General features: G+C 67.0%; 23 protein-coding genes. 8 read left to right on the top strand and 15 right to left on the bottom strand.

Going from position 1 to position 22,482, the window contains the following annotated elements:
- Positions 1-177: 177 nt before the first annotated feature.
- The gene (gene ubiM / locus C380_RS00725) at positions 178-1,449 is read left to right on the top strand and encodes a 5-demethoxyubiquinol-8 5-hydroxylase UbiM (RefSeq protein WP_015011972.1); all 1,272 of its coding nucleotides are present in this window, start codon (positions 178-180) and stop codon (positions 1,447-1,449) included.
- A gap of 80 nt (positions 1,450-1,529) precedes the next feature.
- Here the strand turns inward: ubiM and C380_RS00720 are convergent, their stop codons facing one another.
- Positions 1,530-2,441, bottom strand: coding sequence for a class I SAM-dependent methyltransferase (locus C380_RS00720; protein ID WP_238544058.1), 912 nt, complete (start codon positions 2,439-2,441; stop codon positions 1,530-1,532).
- 175 nt (positions 2,442-2,616) lie between these two features.
- The gene (locus C380_RS00715) at positions 2,617-3,363 is read right to left on the bottom strand and encodes a zf-TFIIB domain-containing protein (protein ID WP_043565026.1); all 747 of its coding nucleotides are present in this window, start codon (positions 3,361-3,363) and stop codon (positions 2,617-2,619) included.
- A gap of 151 nt (positions 3,364-3,514) precedes the next feature.
- Here C380_RS00715 and C380_RS00710 point away from each other — a divergent pair, with 151 nt between their 5' ends.
- Complete coding sequence (locus tag C380_RS00710; RefSeq protein ID WP_015011969.1) at positions 3,515-4,804, top strand: solute carrier family 23 protein; 1,290 nt, start codon at positions 3,515-3,517, stop codon at positions 4,802-4,804.
- A gap of 24 nt (positions 4,805-4,828) precedes the next feature.
- Here the strand turns inward: C380_RS00710 and C380_RS00705 are convergent, their stop codons facing one another.
- Positions 4,829-5,647 carry an alpha/beta fold hydrolase gene (locus C380_RS00705; protein ID WP_148279901.1) on the bottom strand — a complete coding sequence of 273 codons (819 nt, stop codon included), beginning with the start codon at positions 5,645-5,647 and terminating at the stop codon, positions 4,829-4,831.
- A gap of 275 nt (positions 5,648-5,922) precedes the next feature.
- Between C380_RS00705 and C380_RS00700 the strand changes: the two genes are divergently transcribed.
- The 3 genes from C380_RS00700 to C380_RS00690 all read left to right on the top strand — a co-directional run bounded on the left by C380_RS00700 (position 5,923) and on the right by C380_RS00690 (position 9,277).
- Entirely contained in the window at positions 5,923-7,464 is a 1,542-nt protein-coding gene (locus tag C380_RS00700; protein WP_015011967.1) for an acetyl-CoA hydrolase/transferase family protein, read from the top strand.
- A 158-nt stretch (positions 7,465-7,622) separates the two neighbouring features.
- Entirely contained in the window at positions 7,623-8,774 is a 1,152-nt protein-coding gene (locus C380_RS00695; RefSeq protein WP_043565868.1) for an ABC transporter substrate-binding protein, read from the top strand.
- 80 nt (positions 8,775-8,854) lie between these two features.
- Positions 8,855-9,277: a hotdog fold thioesterase gene (locus C380_RS00690; RefSeq protein WP_015011965.1), complete on the top strand. Its 423-nt coding sequence runs from the start codon at positions 8,855-8,857 to the stop codon at positions 9,275-9,277.
- 199 nt (positions 9,278-9,476) lie between these two features.
- Here C380_RS00690 and C380_RS00685 read toward each other — a convergent pair whose 3' ends face one another.
- Positions 9,477-10,046 carry a cob(I)yrinic acid a,c-diamide adenosyltransferase gene (locus C380_RS00685; protein WP_015011964.1) on the bottom strand — a complete coding sequence of 190 codons (570 nt, stop codon included), beginning with the start codon at positions 10,044-10,046 and terminating at the stop codon, positions 9,477-9,479.
- Between the two features lie 183 nt (positions 10,047-10,229).
- A complete protein-coding gene (locus C380_RS00680) occupies positions 10,230-10,670 on the bottom strand; it encodes a hypothetical protein (protein ID WP_015011963.1) in 441 nt (146 codons plus the stop codon).
- Positions 10,671-11,001: 331 nt separating this feature from the next.
- Between C380_RS00680 and C380_RS00675 the strand changes: the two genes are divergently transcribed.
- Entirely contained in the window at positions 11,002-11,370 is a 369-nt protein-coding gene (locus C380_RS00675) for an EF-hand domain-containing protein (RefSeq protein ID WP_015011962.1), read from the top strand.
- Positions 11,371-11,501: 131 nt separating this feature from the next.
- On the opposite strand, the gene C380_RS00670 is transcribed toward C380_RS00675, so the two are convergent.
- From C380_RS00670 to C380_RS00625, 10 genes are all read right to left on the bottom strand, one after another.
- The gene (locus tag C380_RS00670; protein WP_015011961.1) at positions 11,502-12,296 is read right to left on the bottom strand and encodes an amino acid ABC transporter ATP-binding protein; all 795 of its coding nucleotides are present in this window, start codon (positions 12,294-12,296) and stop codon (positions 11,502-11,504) included.
- Positions 12,280-12,933 (bottom strand): amino acid ABC transporter permease, encoded by a 654-nt coding sequence (locus tag C380_RS00665; RefSeq protein WP_015011960.1) that lies wholly within the window; start codon positions 12,931-12,933, stop codon positions 12,280-12,282. Before C380_RS00665 ends, C380_RS00670 begins: the two co-directional genes overlap by 17 nt.
- 6 nt (positions 12,934-12,939) lie before the next feature.
- Positions 12,940-13,614 (bottom strand): amino acid ABC transporter permease, encoded by a 675-nt coding sequence (locus tag C380_RS00660; RefSeq protein WP_015011959.1) that lies wholly within the window; start codon positions 13,612-13,614, stop codon positions 12,940-12,942.
- A 68-nt stretch (positions 13,615-13,682) separates the two neighbouring features.
- Positions 13,683-14,504 carry a transporter substrate-binding domain-containing protein gene (locus C380_RS00655; RefSeq protein ID WP_015011958.1) on the bottom strand — a complete coding sequence of 274 codons (822 nt, stop codon included), beginning with the start codon at positions 14,502-14,504 and terminating at the stop codon, positions 13,683-13,685.
- On the bottom strand, positions 14,501-15,295 hold the full coding sequence (locus tag C380_RS00650; protein WP_015011957.1) for a GntR family transcriptional regulator: 795 nt from the start codon (positions 15,293-15,295) through the stop codon (positions 14,501-14,503). The genes C380_RS00655 and C380_RS00650 overlap by 4 nt, the downstream gene beginning before the upstream one ends.
- A gap of 264 nt (positions 15,296-15,559) precedes the next feature.
- Complete coding sequence (locus tag C380_RS00645) at positions 15,560-15,982, bottom strand: DUF2752 domain-containing protein (protein ID WP_043565025.1); 423 nt, start codon at positions 15,980-15,982, stop codon at positions 15,560-15,562.
- A 13-nt stretch (positions 15,983-15,995) separates the two neighbouring features.
- Positions 15,996-16,568 (bottom strand): hypothetical protein, encoded by a 573-nt coding sequence (locus C380_RS00640; protein WP_015011955.1) that lies wholly within the window; start codon positions 16,566-16,568, stop codon positions 15,996-15,998.
- Between the two features lie 108 nt (positions 16,569-16,676).
- Entirely contained in the window at positions 16,677-18,185 is a 1,509-nt protein-coding gene (locus tag C380_RS00635; protein ID WP_015011954.1) for a carboxylesterase/lipase family protein, read from the bottom strand.
- Positions 18,182-19,180 (bottom strand): tripartite tricarboxylate transporter substrate binding protein, encoded by a 999-nt coding sequence (locus C380_RS00630; protein WP_015011953.1) that lies wholly within the window; start codon positions 19,178-19,180, stop codon positions 18,182-18,184. Before C380_RS00630 ends, C380_RS00635 begins: the two co-directional genes overlap by 4 nt.
- A 104-nt stretch (positions 19,181-19,284) precedes the next feature.
- Positions 19,285-19,959 carry a TetR/AcrR family transcriptional regulator gene (locus C380_RS00625; protein WP_015011952.1) on the bottom strand — a complete coding sequence of 225 codons (675 nt, stop codon included), beginning with the start codon at positions 19,957-19,959 and terminating at the stop codon, positions 19,285-19,287.
- 170 nt (positions 19,960-20,129) lie between these two features.
- On the opposite strand from C380_RS00625, the gene C380_RS00620 reads away from it, so the two are divergent.
- Both C380_RS00620 and C380_RS23895 read left to right on the top strand, forming a co-directional pair.
- Entirely contained in the window at positions 20,130-21,554 is a 1,425-nt protein-coding gene (locus C380_RS00620) for an FAD-binding oxidoreductase (RefSeq protein WP_015011951.1), read from the top strand.
- 118 nt (positions 21,555-21,672) lie between these two features.
- Complete coding sequence (locus C380_RS23895; protein ID WP_015011950.1) at positions 21,673-22,464, top strand: hypothetical protein; 792 nt, start codon at positions 21,673-21,675, stop codon at positions 22,462-22,464.
- The last annotated feature ends 18 nt before the right edge of the window (positions 22,465-22,482 follow it).

Genomic DNA, 22,482 nt, shown 5'->3' with positions numbered 1-22,482 from the left:
CCGCCGGGTTTTAGCCCTGAAGCGCTAGAACCATATGCCTGAACAGCTATTTTTTATATAGCACCACAACGCCATGGCTTGACGCAGGGCAAAGCGTGCCCCGACCCGCCCGCCCACAATGGCGCGCGGCCCCCCCGTCCCGGGGCGGGCACCTTGTCACCCTGCATTCCTCCCGCCATGACCACCCACCACAGCGACGTCCTCATCGTCGGCGCAGGCCCGGCGGGCCTGTCGCTGGCAACTTCCCTGGCGCAGGCCGGGTTCACCGCCACCGTGGTCGAGCAGCAGAGCGACAGCACGCTGGCCGCGCCCGCGCCGGACGGCCGCGAGATCGCGCTGACCCACCCCAGCCGCGACACATTGCAGCGCCTGGGCAGCTGGGACCTGCTGGCCGCGCATGAGGTAGGCACCATCTGCGAAGCCCAGGTGCACGACGGCCCGCTGGGCCAGCACAGCGCGCTGCAACTGAGCACCCCGCAGACCCCGGAGGGTGCAGCGCCCGGCGCGCTGGGCTTCATCGTGCCCAACCATGCGCTGCGCCGCACCGCCTACGCCGTGGCGGCGCGCACGCCGGGGGTTCAAATCGTCACCCAGGCCCAGGTCACGCGCGCAGCCACGCTGGCCGGGCATGCAGAGCTGGACTATGTGCCGGCCGGTACCTCTGGGGCGCCAGCCCAGCGCCTGACGGCCCCGCTGCTGGTGGCCGCCGACAGCCGCTTTTCGGCCACGCGCCGGCAGCTGGGCATCGGCGCGCAGATGACCGACTTTGGCCGCACCGTCATCGTCTGCCGCATGCACCACGCCCTGCCCCACGGCAACGTGGCCCACGAATGCTTTGGCTACGACCGCACGCTGGCCGTGCTGCCCCTGCCCGATGACCCACAGGCGGGGCATGCGCTGTGCTCGGTGGTGGTCACGGCGGGTGCGGCCGACGCGGCGGCGCTGATGGCCCAGAGCGCCGAGGCCTTTGCCGCCCAGGTCCAGGCCCAATTCAACGACCGGCTGGGGCCCATGGCGCTGGTGGGCGAACGCCACGCCTACCCGCTGGTGGCCGTGTATGCCCAGCGCTTTGCGGGCCACCGCTGCGCGCTGCTGGGCGACGCCGCCGTGGGCATGCACCCGGTCACGGCCCATGGCTACAACCTGGGCCTGGCAGGGGTGGAGCGGCTCACGGCCGCGCTGGTGAGCGCGCGCCAGCGCGGGCAGGACATCGGCAGCGCCGACGCGCTGGCCCCTTACGCCCAAAGCCACCACCGCCACGCCTGGCCCATCTACCAGGGCACCAACGCCATCGTGCGCCTGTACACCGACGCCCGCCCGGTGCCCCGCCTGCTGCGGCAACTGGTGCTGCAGGGCGCGCGGCGCCTGCCACCGCTGCAGGCGGCCATCATGGGGCAGCTGACGGGCCAGCCACCCCAATGGATGCGCGCACTGGCGCTCAGGCCGTAGCCGCGCCCTACAACAGGCGCAGCGGGAGTAACGGGTAGCCCCCACTGCGGGCAATTCGCCAAAGACGACTCAGTGGGACTTCATTCCCTGATTCCCAGCGTCGCCAGGCCATACAGCGGCGCACCCAGGCACGGGCGCCACAGCAAGTCCATGGCGATGCCCGGCCAGCCATAGCCCTCCGCCACGCTTTGCTCACGCAGCAACTGCAGGCGCGGGTGCATGGCCTCCAGCTCCGCCATGCGGCCCACGCCCCAGCGGAACTCTGCACCCGTAGCCCGCACGCTGGCGTGGCGGGCCGCGCAGCCCACGGCCCGGCGCGTCATCACGTCCAGCACCATGCGCGAGCCTGGCGGCGCATGCTGCGCAAACTCGGCCAGCACGGCATGCACCTGCGCGGGCGGCAGGTACATCAGCACGCCTTCGCACACCAGCAGCACCGGCGTGGCGCTGCGCTGCGTGGGCAGCCCCAGCCGCTGCCACCAGCCGGGTTGTGACAGGTCCAGATCGGCGTGGCGCGTGCGCGGGCACGGCGGGGGCAGCAGCGGCCGGCGCAGCGCCATCACCTCGGGCAGGTCGGCATCGAGCCACTGGTTGGCCCCCCCGTCCAGCCACTGGAAATAGTGGGTCAGCCCACACCCCAGGTTGACGCCCAGGGCCTGCGGGTGCGCGGCAAAAAAGGCGCGCCCCGCCTCCTGAATGGCCCGGGTGCGCCACAGCACATGCAGCACCGTGTGCAGGTCGTCCAGGGTGCCGTTCACATCGGCATCCATCTGCGCCAGCAGCGCCGGGGCCACGGCATCGTGGCAGTCCAGCCAGGGAAAATAGCGGCCCCCATGGGCGCGCGCCGCCAACGGGATGAGCAGGGTGCTGGGGACGGGGGGCAGCTGCGCGCGCTGCAGCGGCAGGCTGACAGCGCAGCGGGTCACGCCCTCTGCGGTCGCAGCGCTGCGCGGCGGTCGGACAACACGGCGTCGGACAAGGGACTGCGGCACGGGGCGCTCCTCCGGTGGCAGCGGGCGCCACGGTTGGGTGGAATGCGGAGGCCCAAGGTCAGGGCAAGGGCCTGCGACCATTCTGAAGGGTCGGCCTCAGTCTGTCGTGAATGACCGCAGCGCGTACTGCGGTATGTCAATGCGCTGGCAGGCCCCTCAGCACGTGTTCACGTTCTCAGTCCTTCATCAGCGCCCACACCAGCGCCACCCCGGTCGCCAGCAGATCGCCGGTGAACGAGTTGTCGCTGGCATCGCTGCTGGCCGTGGTGAACGCACGCTTCTGGCGCTCGCGCTCGGCCCGGGCGCGGTCGCGCTCCAGGGCCACCAGGGCGTCGCCAATGTCCACGGGCGATGCTGGCGCCACCGGTGCCTTGGCGCTGGCGGCGGCATAACCCTCCATGGCGCGCACCACGGCCTGGGGGTCGATGAGGGAGAACGCGGCGCGGCAATAGGGGCAGGCGTGGTCCTTGCGGATGTCCACGGGCGCGCCGCAGCTGGTGCAGTAGATGGCGCCCACGCGTTGGGCCAGGTCGTCGATCTCGGGGCGCGTCATGTGGCGCACAAAGCCCTTTTCGACCATGAAGGACGAGAAGCTGCTGAAGCGCCCGTGCTGGCGCCCGCAGCGGTAGATCATGTAGCGGCCGCTGCGCACCACGTCGAAGCCTTTGGCCAGGCTGGTGTTGCAGCGCGGGCAGGCCATGCTCTCGGCCAGGGGCTGGTGCTGGTCGGTGCGGTGCTCGTGCAGCAGGCGGAACAGCTCGACCACCGACTGGGGCGAGAGCTTGAGGTTTTCGTGCCGGTCAAACCACAGGCCCTGGCAGGCAAAACAAATGTCCAGCTCCAGCGTGTGCCCCTGGTTGCTGGTGAACCGGTGCGCCTCCATGGGCTGGCGGCAAGAGGGGCAGGACGGCAGAGGGTGCATGGCGGCGGTGCCTGTGGCAGGCAGAGCAGAGGTTGGCGCAGATGCTAACCCGGCACAACGCGGGTGGACGCCTGGCAACTGACGCGCAGGTTCACGGCAAGGCCATCCCCATCCACTAGCATTCGCGCCTCAACAACAAGGAACCAACAAGATGGGATTCATGAACTGGCGCGTGAAAAGCGCTGAGGTGTTGCAACAAGGCGGCGTGATCGCGCCGGACGAGCGACTGCCCTGGCCGCAGACGGCGGTGATGGGCGTGCAGCACGTGATTGCGATGTTCGGCGCCACGGTGCTGGCGCCCATCCTGATGGGCTTTGACCCGAACGTGGCCATCCTGATGAGCGGCATCGGCACGCTGATCTTCTTCCTCGTCACCGGCGGCAAGGTGCCCAGCTACCTGGGGTCGAGCTTTGCGTTCATTGGCGTGGTGATTGCGGCCACGGGCTATGCGGGCCAAGGGGCCAACGCCAACATCGGCGTGGCGCTGGGCGGCATCATTGCGTGTGGCCTGGTCTACACCCTCATCGGCGCGCTGGTGCAGGCCATTGGCACGGGCTGGATCGAGCGCTTCATGCCGCCCGTGGTCACCGGCTCGGTGGTGGCGGTGATCGGGCTGAACCTGGCGGGCATCCCCATCAAGAACATGGCGGCCAGCAACTTCGACAGCTGGATGCAGGTAGTGACCTTTGTGAGCGTGGGCCTGGTGGCCGTGCTCACGCGCGGCATGGTGCAGCGCCTGTTGATCCTGGTGGGGCTGATCGTGGCCAGCATCATCTATGCGGTACTGACCAACGGCCTGGGCCTGGGCAAGCCCATGGACCTGACCGCACTGGCCAACGCCGCGTGGTTTGGTTTGCCCAACTTTGCAGCCCCGCAGTTCAGCGGCAATGCGATGCTGCTGATTGCGCCCGTGGCCATCATCCTGGTGGCCGAGAACCTGGGCCACGTGAAGGCCGTGACGGCCATGACCGGCCAGAACCTGGACCGCTACATGGGCCGCGCATTCATCGGTGACGGCATTGCCACCATGGTCAGCGGCAGCGCGGGCGGCACGGGCGTGACCACCTATGCCGAGAACATCGGCGTGATGGCAGCGACCAAGATCTATTCCACCGCCGTGTTCCTGCTGGCGGGTGTGTTTGCGCTGGTGCTGGGCTTTTCCCCCAAGTTCGGCGCACTGATCCAGACCATTCCGCTGCCGGTGATGGGCGGTGTGTCCATCGTGGTGTTTGGCCTGATTGCAGTGGCGGGCGCCAAGATCTGGGTGGACAACAAGGTGGACTTTTCGCAGAACAAGAACCTCATCGTGGCGGCCATCACCCTCATCCTGGGCACGGGCGACTTCACGCTGAAGTTCGGCCAGTTCGCGCTGGGCGGCATCGGCACCGCCACGTTCGGGGCGATCCTGCTGTACGCGCTGCTCAACCGTCGCAGGAGCTGAGCAACGTAAGCTGCGGCGTCTGCCTCAGGGCAGGCCTCGCAGCCATTCAAGCACTTGCGCCGCAGCGACATCAGGGGTGTCGATGTGGCCAGCCGACACGACAAGGTACTTGCTCGCAGGGTGATCAGGGGCCTTGCGATAAGCAAAATCCTCGCCCGCTGCGTACAAGGGGTCGTTTGTGCCGATCACCCATAAAAACGGTACGGGCTTCTTGAAGGACGCTGCCGTCCCCGGCATGTGGCCCAACCCTGCGGGATCAAAGTAGCTCCAGAGCACGTCGGCCGACATGCGGATGCTCTGGCGCTTGCCTTGGTTGAGGTCGTCCATGGCCAGTTTTTCACTGCCCTGGCCGGCCTTCACGAGTTCACGCGCCTTGTGCACGGCGTCCTTGCCGATCCCGTTGGAATACATGTACGCAGGCGCATGTCCGGGCGCCAGCGCCACCACCGCATCGGCATCCCCCTCTTGCGCCATGTAGGCCATGGCGGCATTGGCGCCAAAGCTCTGCCCCATGACCACCACGCGCTGGTACCCCTTGGCACGCAAAGCCTGCACCTGGGAGCCCACTTCCTTGAGCGCCTGCGGATACGGGATGTCGTAGTTGCGCCGGCGGGACCACGGCATCTCGATGGCGTTGACGGCGCAATAGGGCTCCAGCCGACGCCCGAAATGCCCGATGAATTGCGGACTGCCCCATTTGCCATGCATCAGGATCACTGCGCACGGCTTGGCCGCTACGTCCTGCGCGTTGGCGTGCTGCACGGTCCCTCCGAGGGCTGCGGCCAATGCGGCCATACACAGCAATACATGCGGTCGCAATACGGCAGTCGGTTGTCCGGCCATGTTCGTTCCCCTTTTGGATGGGTGATTGCCACCGCGAACCGCTGGATGGTCTCTTTCTGGGGCAAGCCAGCGAATTTTAGGCAGTAGCCAGGTAAAGACAAGCCCGAAACCGAGCCGGTGGCACCCCCTGGCGAACAAGGGTTAACACTTATCATCACCCGCCCCCGCGTCTGTCTTGCGGGGCTGTCTTTGCGTTTACCCCTTCGTCAATTCGTTACCGAGGGTGGGGCCGCCGTCCAACGGCCCTATTCCCATTGTTGAACTGGAGTTTTTCCATGTCCCTGGCCGATCGGGTGCTGTACCCCGACTTTCTCTCCCGCACCATGACCGCCGACGAGGCGGCCGCCCTGATCCCTGCCGGTGCCCATGTGGGCATGAGCGGATTCACCGGCGCGGGCTACCCCAAGGCCGTGCCCGGCGCGCTGGCGCGCCGCATCGAAAGCCTGAACGCGCAGGGCCATGGCTTCAAGATCGGGCTGTGGACAGGCGCCAGCACCGCACCTGAGCTGGACGGTGCGCTGGCCCAGGTGGACGGCATCGAGATGCGCCTGCCCTACCAGTCCGACCCCACGGTGCGCCGCCAGATCAATGCGGGGCAGATGCAGTATGTGGACATCCACCTGTCGCACGTGGCGCAGTTTGTGTGGTTTGGCTTTCTGGGCAAGCTGGATGTGGCGGTGGTCGAGGTGGCGGGCGTGTTGCCCGACGGGCGGCTGATTCCGTCGTCTTCGGTGGGCAACAACAAGACCTGGCTGGACCAGGCCGACAAGGTGATCCTGGAGGTGAATGCCTGGCACAACCCGGCGTTGGAAGGCATGCACGACATCTACTACGGCACCGATGTGCCGCCACACCGCAAGCCCATCCCGATGACGGAGCCGAACCAGCGCATCGGCGAGCCCTACCTGCGCTGCGACCCGAACAAGGTCATCGCGGTGGTGGTGACCAACCAGCCCGACCGCAACAGCCTGTACGCCGCGCCGGACGACACCTCCAACCGCATTGCGGGCCACATCATCGAGTTCTTGCAGCACGAGGTGAAAAAAGGCCGCCTGCCCCCAGACCTGCTGCCGCTGCAGTCGGGCGTGGGCAACATCGCCAACGCGGTGCTGGCCGGGCTGAACAACGGCCCGTTCGAGAACCTCTCCGCCTACACCGAGGTGCTGCAGGACGGCATGCTGGACATGCTGCGCTCGGGCAAGCTGGCCAGCGCGTCGGCCACGGCGCTGTCGCTGAGCCCGGCGGCCATGCAGGACTTCAACGACCGCATCGGCTATTACAAAGAGCGCATCGTGCTGCGCCCGCAGGAGATCAGCAACCACCCCGAGCTGATCCGCCGCATGGGCCTGATCGCGATGAACGGGATGATCGAGGCCGACATTTACGGCAACGTGAACTCCACGCATGTGATGGGTTCGGCCATCATGAACGGCATTGGCGGCTCGGGCGACTTTGCGCGCAATGCCTACTTGTCGATCTTCATGACGCCCTCGCTGGCCAAGAACGGCAGCATCTCGTGCATCGTGCCCATGGCCTCGCATGTGGACCACACCGAGCACGATGTGCAGATCCTTGTCACCGAACAAGGCCTGGCCGACCTGCGCGGCCACTCGCCCTCGCAACGCGCCGAGATCATCATTGACCGCTGCGCACACCCGGACTTCCGCCCCGCGCTGCACGACTATGTGGCCCGCGCCAAGCGCGGCGCCGTGGGCCAGCACACGCCGCACCTGCTGAACGAGGCGCTGTCGTGGCACCAGCGGTATGTGGAGACGGGCAGCATGCGCGCGCCCGCAGGGCCTGCCAGCGCTGCGTAAAGCGAGCCGCGTTGGGCCTGCAGGCTTTTGACAGCCAATTGCCAGCTTGGGCCGATAGGATCAGCGTTAACCCTAGGTCTATTGGCCTCCCCCTGTCCACCCCCACCAGCCCCCATCCGGGGCTGGTGGCATTTTTGCCTGCGAGTTTTTTTATATCCCTGCAACGCCGTCAGTTCACCCAATCCCTCGTGGCCGCCAGCGCCGGCCTGCTGCTTGCCCCCTCGTCGCGCGCCGTGGGCGTGCAAGACCCCATGGACGCCAAGAGCGTGACCATTGGCTGCTCGCTGGGAACGACCGGCGCGCTGGCCAGCCTGGGCAAGGAACTCAAGCAGGGGCTGGACGCAGGCTTGGCCCAGGCCAACGCCAAGGGCATCCACGGCCGCGAAATCAAGCTGCTGGCGCTGGACGACGGCTACGACGCTGCCCGCTCCGAAGACAACGTGCGCAAGCTGATTGCCGATGCCAACGTGGTGTCGCTGATCTCCTGCATGGGCACCGCCAACAACCAGCGCATCCTGCCGCTGGTGGACGAGGCGCAGATCCCCTACGTGGCCCCGCAAAGCGGCGCCACCTCGCTGCGCAAGGCCGAGTACCGCTCGGTGTTCCACGTACGCGCGAGCTACACCGACGAAGCCCAGCGCCTGGCGCAAAAGCTGGTGTCCATGGGCATCACCGAACTGGCCGTCGTGTACCAGGACACCGCCTTTGGCCGCGAGTTTCTGGCCGATGTGACCAAGGCCATGGCCGCCGCCAAGCAGCCCGCACCCAAGGCCTTCAAGCTCGACGCCCAAGGCGCCCAGGTGGCGGATGTGGTGGGCAAGGCCGTGGCTGCCAAGCCCAACGCCGTGCTGCTGGGCACGGCGGGCGACATCACCGCCACGCTGGTCAACGAGTTCAAGAAAGTGTCGCCCAGCACGCCGCTGGCCGCCACCAGCGTGGCGCTGTCGGGCGACAACCTGCGCCAGCTAGGCGGCAAGGCCTCGGGAATTGCGCTGTCGATGGTGCTGCCCGACGCGGCCCGCACCAGCTTTGCCGTGGTGCGCGACTACCAGAAGGCCATGCGCGCACTGGGCTACCAGGAGTTCTCGGCCCGCAGCTTTGAAGGCTATGTGAACGCCCGCGTGCTGGCCGAGGGCCTGGAGCGCGCCGGCCGCGACCTGACCCGCGCCAAGCTGCGCAACGCCCTCGCAGGCATCCGCAGCAATGACCTGGGCGGCCTGTCCATCGACTACGCCAGCGGCGCGCCGTATGTGGGCTCGCGCTTTCTGGACCTGGGGGTGATGGGCGCCAACGGGAAGTTTGTGGGCTGAGGCTAGGCGGCACAGGGCGGCGCCACGGGCCTTGGCACAATCTGTGGCTTGCACTGACTTGGCCCCGCCCCGTGAACACCATGCCCATCTGGAAGAAACCCATCGACCTGGCCCTGCTGAAGGCCGCCAACCGCAACACCGCCGTAGAGCACCTGGGCATTGAATTTGTCGAGGTGGGTGACGATTTTCTGCGCGCCCGCGTGCCGGTGGACCACCGCACCATCCAGCCTTTTGGCCTGCTGCACGGCGGCGTCAGCGTAGTGCTGGCCGAGTCCATGGGCTCCACCGGCGCTTACTACGCCCTGCCCGAGGGCTACCGCGCCGTGGGACTGGACATCAACGCCAACCACCTGCGCTCTGCCACCAGCGGCTGGGTGACCGGCACGGCGAAGCCGGTGCACATCGGCCGCACCACACACGTGTGGCACATCGATCTGCACAATGAAGCGGGTGAGCTGACCTGTGTGTCGCGCCTCACCATGGCGATCCTTGCCCCCCGGTAGGGGTCATCCCCCTGAGCGGCTTCGCCGCTTCCCCCTTCTCTCGCATCGCTAGCGCGCTCCGGGAAGGGGGACACCGCCAGCGCGGCGGGGCGGCCCTTGCGCGGCGGTCCTGGTCTGGCAACGCGCCCGTGGCAAAAGCTGGAGGTGTTTTTTGATGAAATCGGCCCCAAGCGCTAGATAAATATGCGCTGGCTGCTATTTATTCAGTAGCATTCTGCTGCGCCAAGCGCTCGCTTTTCCAGTACACGTCATCCCCGCCATCCATGCGGTTGAGCACGCGGGCCAGCACGAACATCAGGTCGGAGAGGCGGTTGAGGTACTGGCGCGGCGCGTCGTTCAGGGCCTCTTCGTTGCCCAGGGCGACGACGGCGCGTTCGGCGCGGCGGGCCACGGTGCGGCAGATGTGCGCTTGCGATGCGGCGCGCGTGCCTGCGGGCAAGATGAACTCCTGCAGGCGCGGCAGCGCGGCGTTGTGGTGGGCCAGGGCTTCGTCCAGCGCCAGCACGGCTTCGGCCTTGAGCAATTCAAAGCCCGGGATCGACAGCTCACCGCCCAGGTTGAACAGCTGGTGCTGCACCTCGACCAGCAGGGTGCGGACTTCATCGGGCATGGGCTCGCACAGCAGCAGGCCGATGTGGGAGTTGAGCTCGTCCACATCGCCCATCGCGTGGATACGCAGGCTGTTTTTGGAGACGCGCTGGTTGTTGCCCAGGCCGGTGGTGCCGGCGTCGCCGGTGCGCGTGGCGATCTGTGAAAGTCGGTTGGCCATGTGAATGGGTGCGGTTCAGCGAACGGAAGATGCCGGATTGTCCCCCGAGCGGCCATCCCCCTTTTGCCCGCACGGTCGAGACGCCAAAGCGCCCCTGCGCGGCGGGACGCAGGGGCGCTTGGGGGCGTGGAGAAGTTTCCCCACAGGTTTCCCCACAGTTGGCGGGCGAAGCCGCCGGGGTTATCAGTGGGTTGCCGACGTGCGGTTCAATTTATCGATGTCTGCCGTGGAAACGCCCGTGTTGGTGGGCTGCATCTGGTTCCAGGCCTGTGCGTGGTAGGCATCCCATTCAGCACGCGACACCATGCCGTCGCCATTGGTGTCCATCAGCCGCGCGTTCACGCGCATATCGGCCTTGGCAGCGGCCTTGCCGCCGGCTGCGCTGGGGTTGATCTCTGCCACGGGGGCTGCTCGGCCATTGCCGGCAGCGGGGTCAGCGGGAGCCGCTGTGCTGCGGCTGGCACGCTGATCGACCTTGTTCTGGGCTGCAGAGGCTGCCACACCACCCGATGCCGTGGGGTTCACCTCAGAGGGTGGGCGGGCGGTGTTGTTGGCAGGCGCCTGGGCCAGTGCGGCGCTACAGGCGAAGGCAGCGAGTGCGGCGAGAACGGTTTGCTTTTGCATGGAATGGCTCCTTGGTGGAAGTTGAACAACAGCATCCCGGAGGACACATGCAGTCCATTGTTGGAAGGAGTGCGGGCAGACGCTGTAGGACACGCACGGGCCTGCCGGTCATCCCCCCATCGTCCCGGCGCGTAGGGCGCAGCGCGAAACGAGGCCCTGGTTTGCGCCTACTTTTGGCTACATCCGCGGCGAGCCCAGACACAAAACACGGCCGCCGCGTTACACAGCGCAGGCAAATGTAGAGCGAGGCAACAGCAGGCAAGAGTGCTGGCGTGGGGCCGCTGGCTGCGGTGCAATGCAAGCCTGTTCAACTTCAAAGGAGCTTCGCTTCATGAAAGCACTGCAACGACGCAACTACTCGTTCGACACCCGCAGCGTGATGCTCTTCGCCGCGCTCTCCCTGGGGGGTGTGGGTGCCTTGCAGGCACAGACCTCCTCCTCTTCCTCTCCTCCCCAATTCGGCCCTGCGAGCAAGAGCACTGCACAGTCAGGCTCAGGTTTTTCGGTGGGGCCCAGCAGTGGCGGCGTCTCCACCGCTGCCGCTGCCGCCTTTGACAAGGCCGACAGCAACAAGGACGGCCAGTTGAGCGCACAAGAGGCCGCTACGCTGCCAGCCATCAGTCAACGTTTCAAGGAACTCGATACGGACAAGAACGGATCATTGTCCCGCGCAGAATTCGACAAGGGGGTGCAGTCCTGACCCTGCCCACCGCTTGCCTGCCCTGAGCCAGAGGCCTGAGTAGGCGCAACTACCAAAATGCAAAGCCTGCCCGCGCTGGAACTCCAGGGCGCGGGCAGGCCTTTGTGCGTACGAACAGCGACAGATCGATTTCAGTCGTGCAACGACGACAAGAACTGCTGCAGTTCCGGCGTCTGGGGGCTGCCAAACAGCTCAGCAGGTGCGCCCTGCTCGTGCACCCGCCCCTGGTGCATGAAGATCACGCGGTCGCTCACCTTGCGGGCAAACGCCATCTCGTGCGTGACCATCATCAGCGTCATGCCTTCTTGCGCTAACGACTCCACCACGCGCAGCACTTCGCCCACGAGTTCAGGGTCCAGCGCCGAGGTGATCTCGTCGCACAGCAGCACCTGCGGCTCCATGGCCAGCGCGCGGGCTATGGCCACGCGCTGCTGCTGGCCGCCCGAGAGCTGGTCGGGCATGGCGTCAAACTTCTCGGCCAGCCCCACGCGCGCTAGCAGCTGGCGCGCCTGCGCCTCGGCCGCCTTGGCATCGCGCGCCTTCACCAAGGTGGGCGCAAGCATGATGTTGCGGCCCACGCTGAGGTGCGGAAACAGGTTGAAGCTCTGGAAGATCATGCCCACCTGCTGGCGCAGCGCGCGCATGGCCGTGGGGCTGTCGTGCAGCAGCTTCTGGCCGTTGACGCTGAGCGCGCCTTCCTGAAACTCTTCCAGCCCGTTCACACAGCGCAGCAGCGTGCTCTTGCCCGAGCCGCTCTTGCCGATGATGGCAATCACCTCGCCGCGCTGCACCTTGAGGTCAATGCCCTTGAGCACTTCGTTGCTGCCGTAGGACTTGCGCAGGGCGGTGATGTCCACGATGGGGGCCTCGCCCACCACGATGCCGTCGTGCGCGGGGACCGGGGTGGTTTCAACGGCGGTTGCCATGGAGTTTCCTTTCAAGCGATTGCGCCACCAGGCTCACGGGGAAGCACAGGGCAAAGTACAGCAGCGCCACACAGGCGTAGACGAGGAAGGGCTGGTAGGTGGCGTTGGAGATCATGCTGCCCGCCTTGGTCAGCTCGACAAAGCCGATGACCGAGGCCAGCGCCGTTCCCTTGATCACCTGCACCAGAAAGCCCACTGTGGGCGGCACCGCAATGCGCAGCGCCTGCGGCAGCACCACATGGCGCAGCTGCTCGCCAAAGTTGAGCGCGAGGCTTTGCGCGGCCTCCCACTGCCCTTTGGGGATGGAGGCCACACAGCCGCGCCAGATCTCGGTGAGGTAGGCGCTGGTGTAGAGCGTGAGCGCCACGGCGGCGGCCGTCCATGGCGATGTCTTGATGCCAAAGAGCGCAATGCCAAAGTACGCCAGAAACAGCTGCATGAGCAGCGGCGTGCCCTGGAACACCTGCACATAGGCGCCCACGGCGCGGTCCACGCCACGCAACTTGGACAGGCGCAGCACCAGCAGCACCAGTCCCACCAGGCCACCACCGATGAAGGCGATGAGGGACAGGGACACCGTCCAGCGCGCTGCCAGCAGCAGGTTGCGCAGGATGTCCCAGAGAGAAAACTCGACCATACCGGCTTACCTCCCGACCAAGAAACGCGCCCCCACCCACATCAGCAGGCGGCGGGTGAGCATGGACAACACCAGGTACACAGCCGTGGCCAGGATGAAGGCCTCGAACGCGCGGAAGGTGTTGCTGGAGATGAGGTTGGCGGCGTAGCTCAGCTCGGGCGTGGAGATCTGCCCACACACGGCCGAGCCCAGCATCACGATGATGATCTGGCTGACCATCGCGGGCCACACCTTTTGCAGCGCGGGCGGCAGCACCACACGCCGGAAGGTCTGGCCCGGCGTGAGCGCCAGGCCGTGTGCGGCTTCGATCTGGCCACGGGGCGTGGCCTCGATGCCCGCGCGGATGATCTCGGCCGAATACGCGCCCAGGTTGATCACCATGGCCAGCACCGATGCGAACTCGGGCGAGAGCTTGAGCCCCAGCGCGGGCAGGCCAAAGAACAGGAAGAACAGCTGCACGATGAAGGGCGTGTTGCGCACCAGCTCCACATAGCTGGCCACGGCCCAGCGCAGCGCAGTGGGCCGGTGGCCCAGGTTGCGCGCACGCGCCCAGGCGCAGGCTGTGCCCAGCAGCAGGCCCAGCACGGTGCCCACGATGGTGAGGCCAATGGTCCAGACCACGCCGCGCACCAGCAGCGGCCACGACGCAAGGACGGCAGAAAAATCGAGCGCAATCAGCATGCTTGTGCCCTGCGGCGCTTGTCGCGCCACAGGCCCTTGGGTTTCAGCAGATCATCCGGTGCGCCGTATCACAGGGGCAGGTCGCCCGCAGGGCGGCCCAGCCACTTGTTCGACAGCTTGTCGATGTCACCCGACTTGCGCGCCTCGGCAATGATTTCGTTCACGCGCAGGCGCAGCTTGTCTTCGCCCTTGGCCACGCCGATGAAGTTGGGGCTGTCCTTGAGCAGCAGCTTGTATTCGGTCTGCAAGTTGGGGTTCTTGACCATGATGGTGCCCGCCGTCGATGCGCTGGTGGCAATGGCCTGCGTCTGGCCCGACACAAAGGCCGCAATGCTGGCGGCGTGGTCTTCAAAGCGCTTCACGTCCACACCGGGGGGCGCGACCTTGGCCAACTCCTGGTCTTCCATCGCGCCGCGCGTCACGGCCACCGTCTTGCCCGCCAGGTCGGCAAAACTCTTGATGTTCAGGCTCCTGCTCGCAAACACGGCCTGGAAGAACGGTGCGTAGGCGGCCGTGAAGTCGATCACCTTCTCGCGCTCGGGGTTCTTGCCCAGCGTGGAGATCACGAGGTCGGCCTTCTGCGTTTGCAGGTAGGGGATGCGGTTGGCGCTGGTCACGGGGATGAGTTCGACCTTCACTCCCAGCTTGGCGCCGATGTAGTTGGCCATTTCCACGTCCAGGCCCTGGGGCTTGAGGTCGGTGCCGACAAAGCCGTAGGGCGGGTAGTCGGTGGGGATCGCGATCTTGATTTCCTTGGCCTTGAGGATGTTGTCCAGCGCGTTCTGCGCGTGGGCGGCGGGCGCCATCAATGCCACTGCGAGGCCGGTGGCGGCGAGCACGCCCAGGGTCAGGCGGCGGGTGGACGAGGTGACGGTGCGGACGGTGGTCATAGCAAGGCTCCTAGGTAGGTGGATGCGTCGGCGTGTGCATCTGGGTCAGACGCTGGGGAGGGGGAACTCTTGGCCGCGCGGGGCTTGCGCGCACGGGCTGGTGGGGTGGCTGGTGCAGGGCTCTTGCTCACCGGTGCCAGCGCGTCGCGCAGCCCGGCCAGCGGATCGCTGCTGGCCTGCAGGCGCAGGGCCGATTGCACGGTGCCGATGTGCTCGGACATGAGTGCCTCGGCGCCGGCAATGTCGCCCGCCTCCAGCGCCTCGACGATGCGCACGTGGTCGGCGCAGCTCTGCGCCGCATCGTGCGATGACTGGTAGAGCATGGCGATGAGCGTGGTGCGCGCCGTGAAGTCACGCAGCGTGTCGGCCAGCAGGCTGTTGCCCAGGCATTCGGCCAGGCACACATGGAAGTCGCCCAGCAAAAAGCTGCGCATGCCCACATCGGTGCCGGCCAGCGCGGCTTTTTCGCGCTGCAGGTGGCTTTTGAGCTGGCGCAGCGCCGCCTTGTCCACCACCTTGAGCTGGTGCAGCAAGCCCAGTTCAATCACGCGGCGCGCCTCGAAGGCCTCGCGCGCTTCGTCCTGCGATGGCTCGATCACATACCAGCCGCGCCGGGCACTCACGGTGACGATGCCGCGTGTGGCCAGCCGCGTGAGCGCCTCGCGCACGACGGTGCGGCTGCAGTCGAACAGCATGGCCAGCTGCTGCTCGCCCAGGCGCGAGCCGGGCGCGAGCTTTTGCGCCATCACGGCTTCGATGATGCGGTTGCTGATCTCGGTGGCGGTGGTCATTGCCTGCGGTATCGCAGGTTCCGTGCCAACTGGTATACAAGCTCAATGCACCAGCCTGGCGCACGGAGGCTGTGCACCATGGGGGCGGCCTGCCCCGCAACGATGCACAGGACTGCGCCAGGTCGATACCAGGGGATGCTGGTGCATGGATGTGGTGCGCACGCGTTGGCGGGCCGCCATCTACGTACGGCGCCCCAACGGCCACACAAAACTATCGCCCTTGCTCAGGGGGAAACAACAAAGCCCTCAGAGGCCAGCAAGCCGTTATGCGAGCCCAGCCAGGCGCGAGAGCCAGGACAGCACCAGCACGCCCCCCACTGCCGCCAGCACTGCCGGATGCCACCACGGCCAGCGCGCCACGCGGCGGCGGCCTTGGGCGCCTTCGACCACCGCCTGGCCCGCCAGCAGCACCAGCCACAGCAACAACACCAGCGCGCCTGGGCTGGCGGCCCAGGCGGCCGCCCAATCGCCCTGGACCAGGGCTGCACAGGCATGGGTGCCGCCGCACAGCGGGCAGGGCATGCCCGTCAGCGCGCGAAACCCGCAACCCACGCCCAGCCCATCCTGCCCCAGCCACCAGGGTGTGGCGGCCATGGCCAGCGGCCAGCCCAGGCCGAACATCAGCCGCAGCCGCCGCGCGCTCCTATCCAGCGGCTGCCAGGAGGGCGTGCCGCCCGCCGGCACCACGGCGGGTCCGGGGTCAGAGGGGAGGCAATGCGACCGGTTCATCGCCCACCAATTGGCGTGCCATGTAGTACGAGCCGATGGTGGACAGCGGCAGCGTCAGCAGCGCGCCCACCCAGCACAGCAGAAAGCCCAGCGAGCCCACAATGCCCAGCACCAGCGAGCAGAAGAAGGCCGAGCCCAAGTTCTTGGTCACGATACTCCAGGCCTGGCTGAAAGCGGCCACACCGTCGCGCTCACCGCGCGCCACCAGAAACAACGCCACCGGGGGCAGCGCCATGATCAGCAGGCCGGGAATGAAACACAGCATGAAGCCCAGCGACACGACCAGCGAGCTGATGAGCCCCGCCACAAACGCGGGCACAAAGTCATCAAAGCCCCGAAAGACATCGCCGATCTGCACCGCTTCGCCGCGCGTCTCGCGCTCGATCATGCGCATGTAGCCCACCATCATGGGCCCGGCCAACAGGCCCGCGCTGATACCGGCGACCACCATCACCAGCAAGGTGCACACCACATGGGTGAGCACGTTTTTCTTGAAGGTGCCCCAGGCACCCGACAGGCAATCTCCCACACTGGCTGAAGCCATGGCAATCCCTCTCTCTGTAGTTGGTTGGTCGCGCACAAGCGCCGGCCCAGTGTAGCGAGCCAGCTGCTGCTGCGGTACCCCTGGCGAGGGGTCCCAGTGAGCGGATCGCTACAGCACGCCCTCCCACAGCGCGAACCGCTCAGGCTGCGCGTGGGGCGCACAGAACAGTGTCTCGCCCACATGCTCGACCGGCGGCTGTGCGCCGACATACGGCGCCCATCCAGGGTGGCCATCCCGCGCAAACGCCACCCAGCGCTGCTGAAGCGCCTCGGACAACGCAGCGGGCGGCGCGGGCCCTGCCAGCTCCTGCCCCGTGGGCGTGTGAAGATTGCCGAACACAAATGGCAGCTCCACACCGTGCGCTGCGCCCAAGCGCCCGCGCCACTGCGGCGAGGGCCAGGTGAACTCATAGCCATAGGCGCTGCGGGCCCACCGGCTGGCCAGCGCGGCAATGCGCTGAGCGGGCACGCGGTAGTAGTAGTCGGACTGCAGCGCGCACAGCCACTCCCCGTGCGTCTGCTGCGCGGGCGGCAGCATGTGGCGCAGAGCTTCTGCGGCATCGGTGGTCAAGTCCACGTCCTGCGCAAAGGCATGGACCTGCGCCTCCGTCACCCGGTCGATGGCGCCGCCGGGCACGTGGTAAAGGCGCATCTCCTGCGCGTTGCTGCCCACCAGCACCTGCAGGTCGGGCGACTGGGCCGCCCACTGCTGCGCCAGCGCCTCCAGCGGCGGCGCGGTGAGCACCTGGCCATCGACCACGGGCCGCAGGGGAAAGAAGTTGCGCCCGCCCAGCCCGTGCTGCTGCCGCAGCGCAGGCTCGGACGCCAGCCGGTGCACAGCGTGCAGCACGGCGGTCTGCGGCGCTCCTCCCAATGCAGCCAGGGTGGGCTCCACCCCGGCCAGCGTGGCTACGGCGCGGCGCGCGGCGGCGGCTTCCTCCAAGGTCTGGCAGGCCACGCTGGGGCTTTGCAGAATGGCGCGCTGGAACAGCCCACGCGACGCAGGCATGCCCATCAGGCAGGCCAGGGCCCCGGCACCGGCCGACTGGCCGAACACCGTGGTGCGCGACACATCGCCGCCCCAGGCGTGGATATGGTCCCGCACCCACTGCAGTGCCAGCAGCAAGTCCAGCAGGCCGCGATTGGCAGGCGCAGCCTGCTCCTCGCCGTCGAAGTGCAAAAAACCGTCTATGCCCAGCCGGTACTGCACCGACACCAGCACCACGCCCCGCCGCGCCAGCGCCGCGCCGTCGTACAGGGGCTCGCTGGCCGCACCGCGAAAGAAGCCGCCGCCATGCACCCACACCATCACGGGCAGATGCGCGCCAGGTTCAGCGGGCGGCGCCCACACGTTGACGGCCAGGCAGTCGTCGCCCCCCAGCATGGGCGCATCGGCACGCGCGGCGCGGGGCAACTGCGGCGCCATGGGCGCGAACGCCGTGGCATCGCGCACACCGGACCATGGCGAGGCAGGCACCGGCGCCGCAAACCGCAGCGCGCCGCGTGGCGCCTGCGCGCAGGGCATGCCACGGAAGACACGTACGCCCTCCTCCCACAGGCCGCGCAGCTGCCCGCCGTGGGCCAGCGTGACCCGGGGCTCCGCAGTGCCCACCGTCATTCGGTGGCCAGTCCCAGCTTGTCGATCAGTGGGCGCCACACGGCGGCATCGCGTGCCGCCCAGGTGCGCGCATCGGCCGGCGCGGTGGCAGTGAGCGTGACGTTCATGGCTTCGAGGCGGGACTTGTACTGCGCATCGCCGCCCCGGCATTTCTCTGTGACGGCATTGAGCCGGTTCAGCAGATCGGGCGGCGTACCTGCCTTGGCCACCACGGCAATCCACGCGGGCCGCGCCAGGTCGCTGGCGGCGGGCAGGGCTTCGGCGATGGTGGGCACATCGGGCAGCAACGGGGAGCGCTGCGCACCAAACAGTGCCAGCGGCACCAGCTTGCCCGCCTTGACCTGCGCGGCCGCCGTGCCAATCACCAGCGTCATCGCGTGGATCTGCTGGCCCATGAGTGCGGTGAGGCCCGCGCCCTCGCCCACAAAGGGCACATGAGTACCGGGCACGCCCAGCTTCTCGACGAGTGCGGAGGTCAGCAGGTGCGCTGGGCTGCCCTTGCCCGGCGAACCGAAGTTGATACCGCCCGGCGTGGCACGGGCCAGCTTCTGCAGATCGGCCAGGCTGCCAATGCCCTGCCCTGCGGGCACGGCCAGCACCAGCGGTGACGTGCCCAGCACAGCCACGCCGTCAAAGTCGCGCAACGGGTCGTAGGGCTGCTGCTTGTAGACGTAGGGCGTGATGGTCATCTGCGACATGCCGATGCTCAGCAGGTTGTAGCCATCGGCCGGCTGGGCCTTGAGGTAGTTGACGGCCAGGATGCCGTTGGCCCCGGGCTTGTTCTGCACCACCACCGGCTGGCCCAGCTCGCGCGCGGCGCAATCAGCCCACACGCGGGTCATCGCGTCCGAACCGCTGCCCGGCGGCTGCTGGGCGATGAGCTGGATGGGCTTGGCCGGGTAGGCTGCGGACTGCTGTGCCAGGGCGCTGCCGGCCAGGCAGGCGAGTGCGGCCAGCGCGACCGTGCGTGGAACGCGCGTGAATGCTGAGGTCATGGTGTGTCTCCTGGTGATTTTTTTCGATGGATGTACGCGTTGCGTGGCGTGCAGGCGGGAGATGCCGCACACCACAACAAGCAGACAAATAGACAAATGGGGGATCAGCGGCGGCGTGTGCGCGCCTTTGGAGGCGCAGCAGCGGCTTCGCACCGGGTGGCGATCCATTCGGCCAGGCAGTCCAGTTGCGCCTGCTGGGCGGCATCGGGCACGGAGGGCGGTGCGGGAGCAAACAGCTGCAACAGCCCGAGCCCGCGCAGCGACGACAGCACCAGGCCTAGCAGGCCATCGCGGTCGGGCTCTGCCGCCAGTTCGGGGAAGGCGCCGAAGAAGCCTTCGTGCATGCGCGCCTGCACGCTCCGTCGCAGCTCCGCAATGTGGCCCAGCACTTCGGGCTGGTTGCGGCAGCCCAGGTAGATGTTCCAGGCCACGATAAAGCGCGGCTGCGCATAGACCAAGCTCCACACGGCCTGCACAAACTTCGTAGCCCGTTCGCGCGCAGGCAGCGCGGCGCTGGGCCAGAGTTCACCCGAACGCACGGTGGACTCGATCAGCTCACTGAGCACATTCATCATCAGCACCGCTTTCGACTCGAAGTGGTGCTGCACCGCGCCCGAGGTCATGCCCGCCGACTTGGCCAGCTCGTGGATGGACATCTCCTCCAGGCTGCGGTGCTGGATCACGTCGATGGCCGTGGCAATCAGGTGCTGGCGCGTGGCGGCGCTGCGCTCGGCATGGGTGCGGCGCGTCCCGGCCTTGGGGGAAACACGGTGGTTCATGACGCTTTCACAATATACATTTCAAACGTAATGTATTTATGCAGACGCAGACCCACAAGCCCGTGAATACCCGCATCCCCACCCGGGCTCAAGCTGGGCGAGCCAGGACCTGTCCACGGGGCCGAACCTAGAATGCTTCTCACTGACCGCACCCACCGGAGACACACACCATGAACGCCCCCACCGCTGCCGCCCACCTGCTGCCCGAAATCCAACTGCGCGACGTGCCCCAGGCCCTCATCGATGCACTGCAGGCCCGCTTCGGCGCGCAGTGCTCGCTGGCCCAGGCCGTGCGCGAGCAGCACGGGCGCGACGAGGGCTCGCTGCAGGCCCCGCCGCCCAGCGCCGTGGTGTTTGCCGAAAGCACGCAAGATGTGGCCGACGCGGTCAAGCTGGCCAGCCAGTACGACGTGCCCGTGATCCCCTACGGCGCGGGCTCGTCGCTCGAAGGCCACCTGCTGGCCGTGCAGGGCGGCATCAGCATCGATGTGAGCCGCATGAACCAGGTGCTCAGCATCAACGCCGAAGACCTCACCGTGACGGTGCAGCCCGGCATCACGCGCAAGCAGCTCAACGAAGCCATTAAGGACACGGGCCTGTTCTTCCCCATCGACCCTGGCGCTGATGCCAGCATTGGCGGCATGAGCGCCACGCGCGCCAGCGGCACCAACGCCGTGCGCTACGGCACCATGCGCGAGAACGTGCTGGCGCTGGAGGTGGTGACCGCCAGCGGCGAAGTCATCCACACCGGCACCCGCGCCAAGAAAAGCAGCGCGGGCTACGACCTCACGCGCCTGATGGTGGGCAGCGAAGGCACGCTGGGCATCATGACCGAGATCACCGTGCGCCTGTACCCGCTGCCCGAAGCGGTGAGCGCCGCCATCTGCTCCTTCCCCAGCATCGAAGCGGCCGTGCGCACCACCATCCAGATCATCCAGATCGGCGTGCCGATTGCGCGCGTGGAACTCATCGACCACCACACCGTGCGCATGGTGAACGCGCACAGCAAGCTGACCCTGCGCGAAGAGCCCATGCTGCTGATGGAGTTCCACGGCTCGCCCGCCAGCGTGAAGGAACAGGCCGAGATGGTGCAAGACATTGCCAGCGAATTTGGCGGCCAGGCCTTTGAATGGGCCAGCACCCCCGAAGAACGCACCCGCTTGTGGACCGCCCGGCACAACGCCTACTTTGCAGCCGTGCAAAGCCGCCCCGGCTGCCGCGCCATCAGCACCGACACCTGCGTGCCCATCAGCCGCCTGGCCGACTGCCTGCTCGAATCGGTGGACGAGGTCGAAGCCAGCGGCATCCCCTACTTCCTCGTCGGCCACGTGGGCGACGGCAACTTCCACTTCGGCTACCTCATCGACCCGAACAGCGCCGAAGAACGCACCAAGGCCGAAGCCATGAACCACACCCTGGTGGCCCGCGCCCTGAGCATGGGGGGCACCTGCACAGGTGAACACGGCGTGGGCATCCACAAGATGGGCTTTTTGCTGGACGAAACCGGCACCGGCGCGGTAGACATGATGCGCGCCATCAAGCGCGCGCTGGACCCGAATAACATCCTGAACCCCGGCAAGATTTTTGCGATGTGAGGGCATGGGGCCGTCCCCCGGGACGGCGGAACCCATGGCCGATCGAGCCGCAAAAAGATGGCGGGGGTGCCACCGGGTGCATCTCCGTACCCATCAATGAACAACAAGAGAGGTCAACGTGGGTGCTTGGGGAGCGGGTCTCTTTGCCAACGACACAAGCTGTGATGTTCGCGACGACTATGTCCGGCACCTGACGCACGGACTCTCTGCCGAGGAGGCTTGCCAGAAGATCCTGGCCCAATACGGCGATCTGCTCACCAACACGGAAATCGCCTGCCTCGTGTACCTCGCCCTGGCCGACACCGCATGGCGCTATGGGCGACTGGATCAGGCACTGAAAGACATAGCCCTTTCGCTGCTGCAGGCGGGTGGCGATATTGATGTGTGGGAGCGGGATACACCTGACGACGTCGCATTGCGCCGCAAAACCCTTCAGGCACTGGAGGCCCGCCTCCACACGCCCCAACCGCCGGAAAAGCCGATTCGGGTTTCACCACCGCAGCCAAAGAAGACCAGGACCACAGCCCCTGTGGGAACGGTTTTCTCTTTGGACCTGCCCCTAGGAGGCTCGGCCCTGTTGGTGCTGGTGGGGTTTGCGGAGCTGGAGAACAGCGTGGATCCCGTCTTTTCGGTCCTCGGCCAGCGCTTTGCCTCGCCATCAGAGATGCCCGCACAGGTTACCGAGAGCGATGCGACGCTGGTGCTTTCAAAGACCTCTTATCAGCCCTATCAACACGTCGCCATTCTTCCCAAGGACGAAAGAAAGAACATACTTTCCGGGCTTGGCCAAACCAGTATCCCGGTGGCCGGCGCCGTGCCTTACCAACGCGAGCGTACGGTGTGGTTGGCCCTGGGGCGCATTGCCAAAGAAATCGACGCGCACTTGGCTACCGAGCCTGCGCGTGCATAGCACCACGCCCCTGCCCCT

It is taken from the genome of Acidovorax sp. KKS102, from assembly GCF_000302535.1.
Classification (GTDB): Bacteria; Pseudomonadota; Gammaproteobacteria; order Burkholderiales; family Burkholderiaceae_C; genus Acidovorax.
Note: the sequence above shows the minus strand (reverse complement) of the source record. Positions and strands in the feature narration are given on the sequence as shown.

Coding starts and splice junctions, on each gene's coding strand:
- ubiM (WP_015011972.1), top strand. CDS start 178: ATGACCACCCACCACAGCGACGTCCTCATCGTCGGCGCAGGCCCGGCG.
- C380_RS00715 (WP_043565026.1), bottom strand. CDS start 3,363: ATGCACCCTCTGCCGTCCTGCCCCTCTTGCCGCCAGCCCATGGAGGCG.
- C380_RS00710 (WP_015011969.1), top strand. CDS start 3,515: ATGGGATTCATGAACTGGCGCGTGAAAAGCGCTGAGGTGTTGCAACAA.
- C380_RS00705 (WP_148279901.1), bottom strand. CDS start 5,647: ATGGCCGGACAACCGACTGCCGTATTGCGACCGCATGTATTGCTGTGT.
- C380_RS00700 (WP_015011967.1), top strand. CDS start 5,923: ATGTCCCTGGCCGATCGGGTGCTGTACCCCGACTTTCTCTCCCGCACC.
- C380_RS00690 (WP_015011965.1), top strand. CDS start 8,855: ATGCCCATCTGGAAGAAACCCATCGACCTGGCCCTGCTGAAGGCCGCC.
- C380_RS00685 (WP_015011964.1), bottom strand. CDS start 10,046: ATGGCCAACCGACTTTCACAGATCGCCACGCGCACCGGCGACGCCGGC.
- C380_RS00680 (WP_015011963.1), bottom strand. CDS start 10,670: ATGCAAAAGCAAACCGTTCTCGCCGCACTCGCTGCCTTCGCCTGTAGC.
- C380_RS00675 (WP_015011962.1), top strand. CDS start 11,002: ATGAAAGCACTGCAACGACGCAACTACTCGTTCGACACCCGCAGCGTG.
- C380_RS00670 (WP_015011961.1), bottom strand. CDS start 12,296: ATGGCAACCGCCGTTGAAACCACCCCGGTCCCCGCGCACGACGGCATC.
- C380_RS00665 (WP_015011960.1), bottom strand. CDS start 12,933: ATGGTCGAGTTTTCTCTCTGGGACATCCTGCGCAACCTGCTGCTGGCA.
- C380_RS00660 (WP_015011959.1), bottom strand. CDS start 13,614: ATGCTGATTGCGCTCGATTTTTCTGCCGTCCTTGCGTCGTGGCCGCTG.
- C380_RS00655 (WP_015011958.1), bottom strand. CDS start 14,504: ATGACCACCGTCCGCACCGTCACCTCGTCCACCCGCCGCCTGACCCTG.
- C380_RS00650 (WP_015011957.1), bottom strand. CDS start 15,295: ATGACCACCGCCACCGAGATCAGCAACCGCATCATCGAAGCCGTGATG.
- C380_RS00640 (WP_015011955.1), bottom strand. CDS start 16,568: ATGGCTTCAGCCAGTGTGGGAGATTGCCTGTCGGGTGCCTGGGGCACC.
- C380_RS00635 (WP_015011954.1), bottom strand. CDS start 18,185: ATGACGGTGGGCACTGCGGAGCCCCGGGTCACGCTGGCCCACGGCGGG.
- C380_RS00630 (WP_015011953.1), bottom strand. CDS start 19,180: ATGACCTCAGCATTCACGCGCGTTCCACGCACGGTCGCGCTGGCCGCA.
- C380_RS00625 (WP_015011952.1), bottom strand. CDS start 19,959: ATGAACCACCGTGTTTCCCCCAAGGCCGGGACGCGCCGCACCCATGCC.
- C380_RS00620 (WP_015011951.1), top strand. CDS start 20,130: ATGAACGCCCCCACCGCTGCCGCCCACCTGCTGCCCGAAATCCAACTG.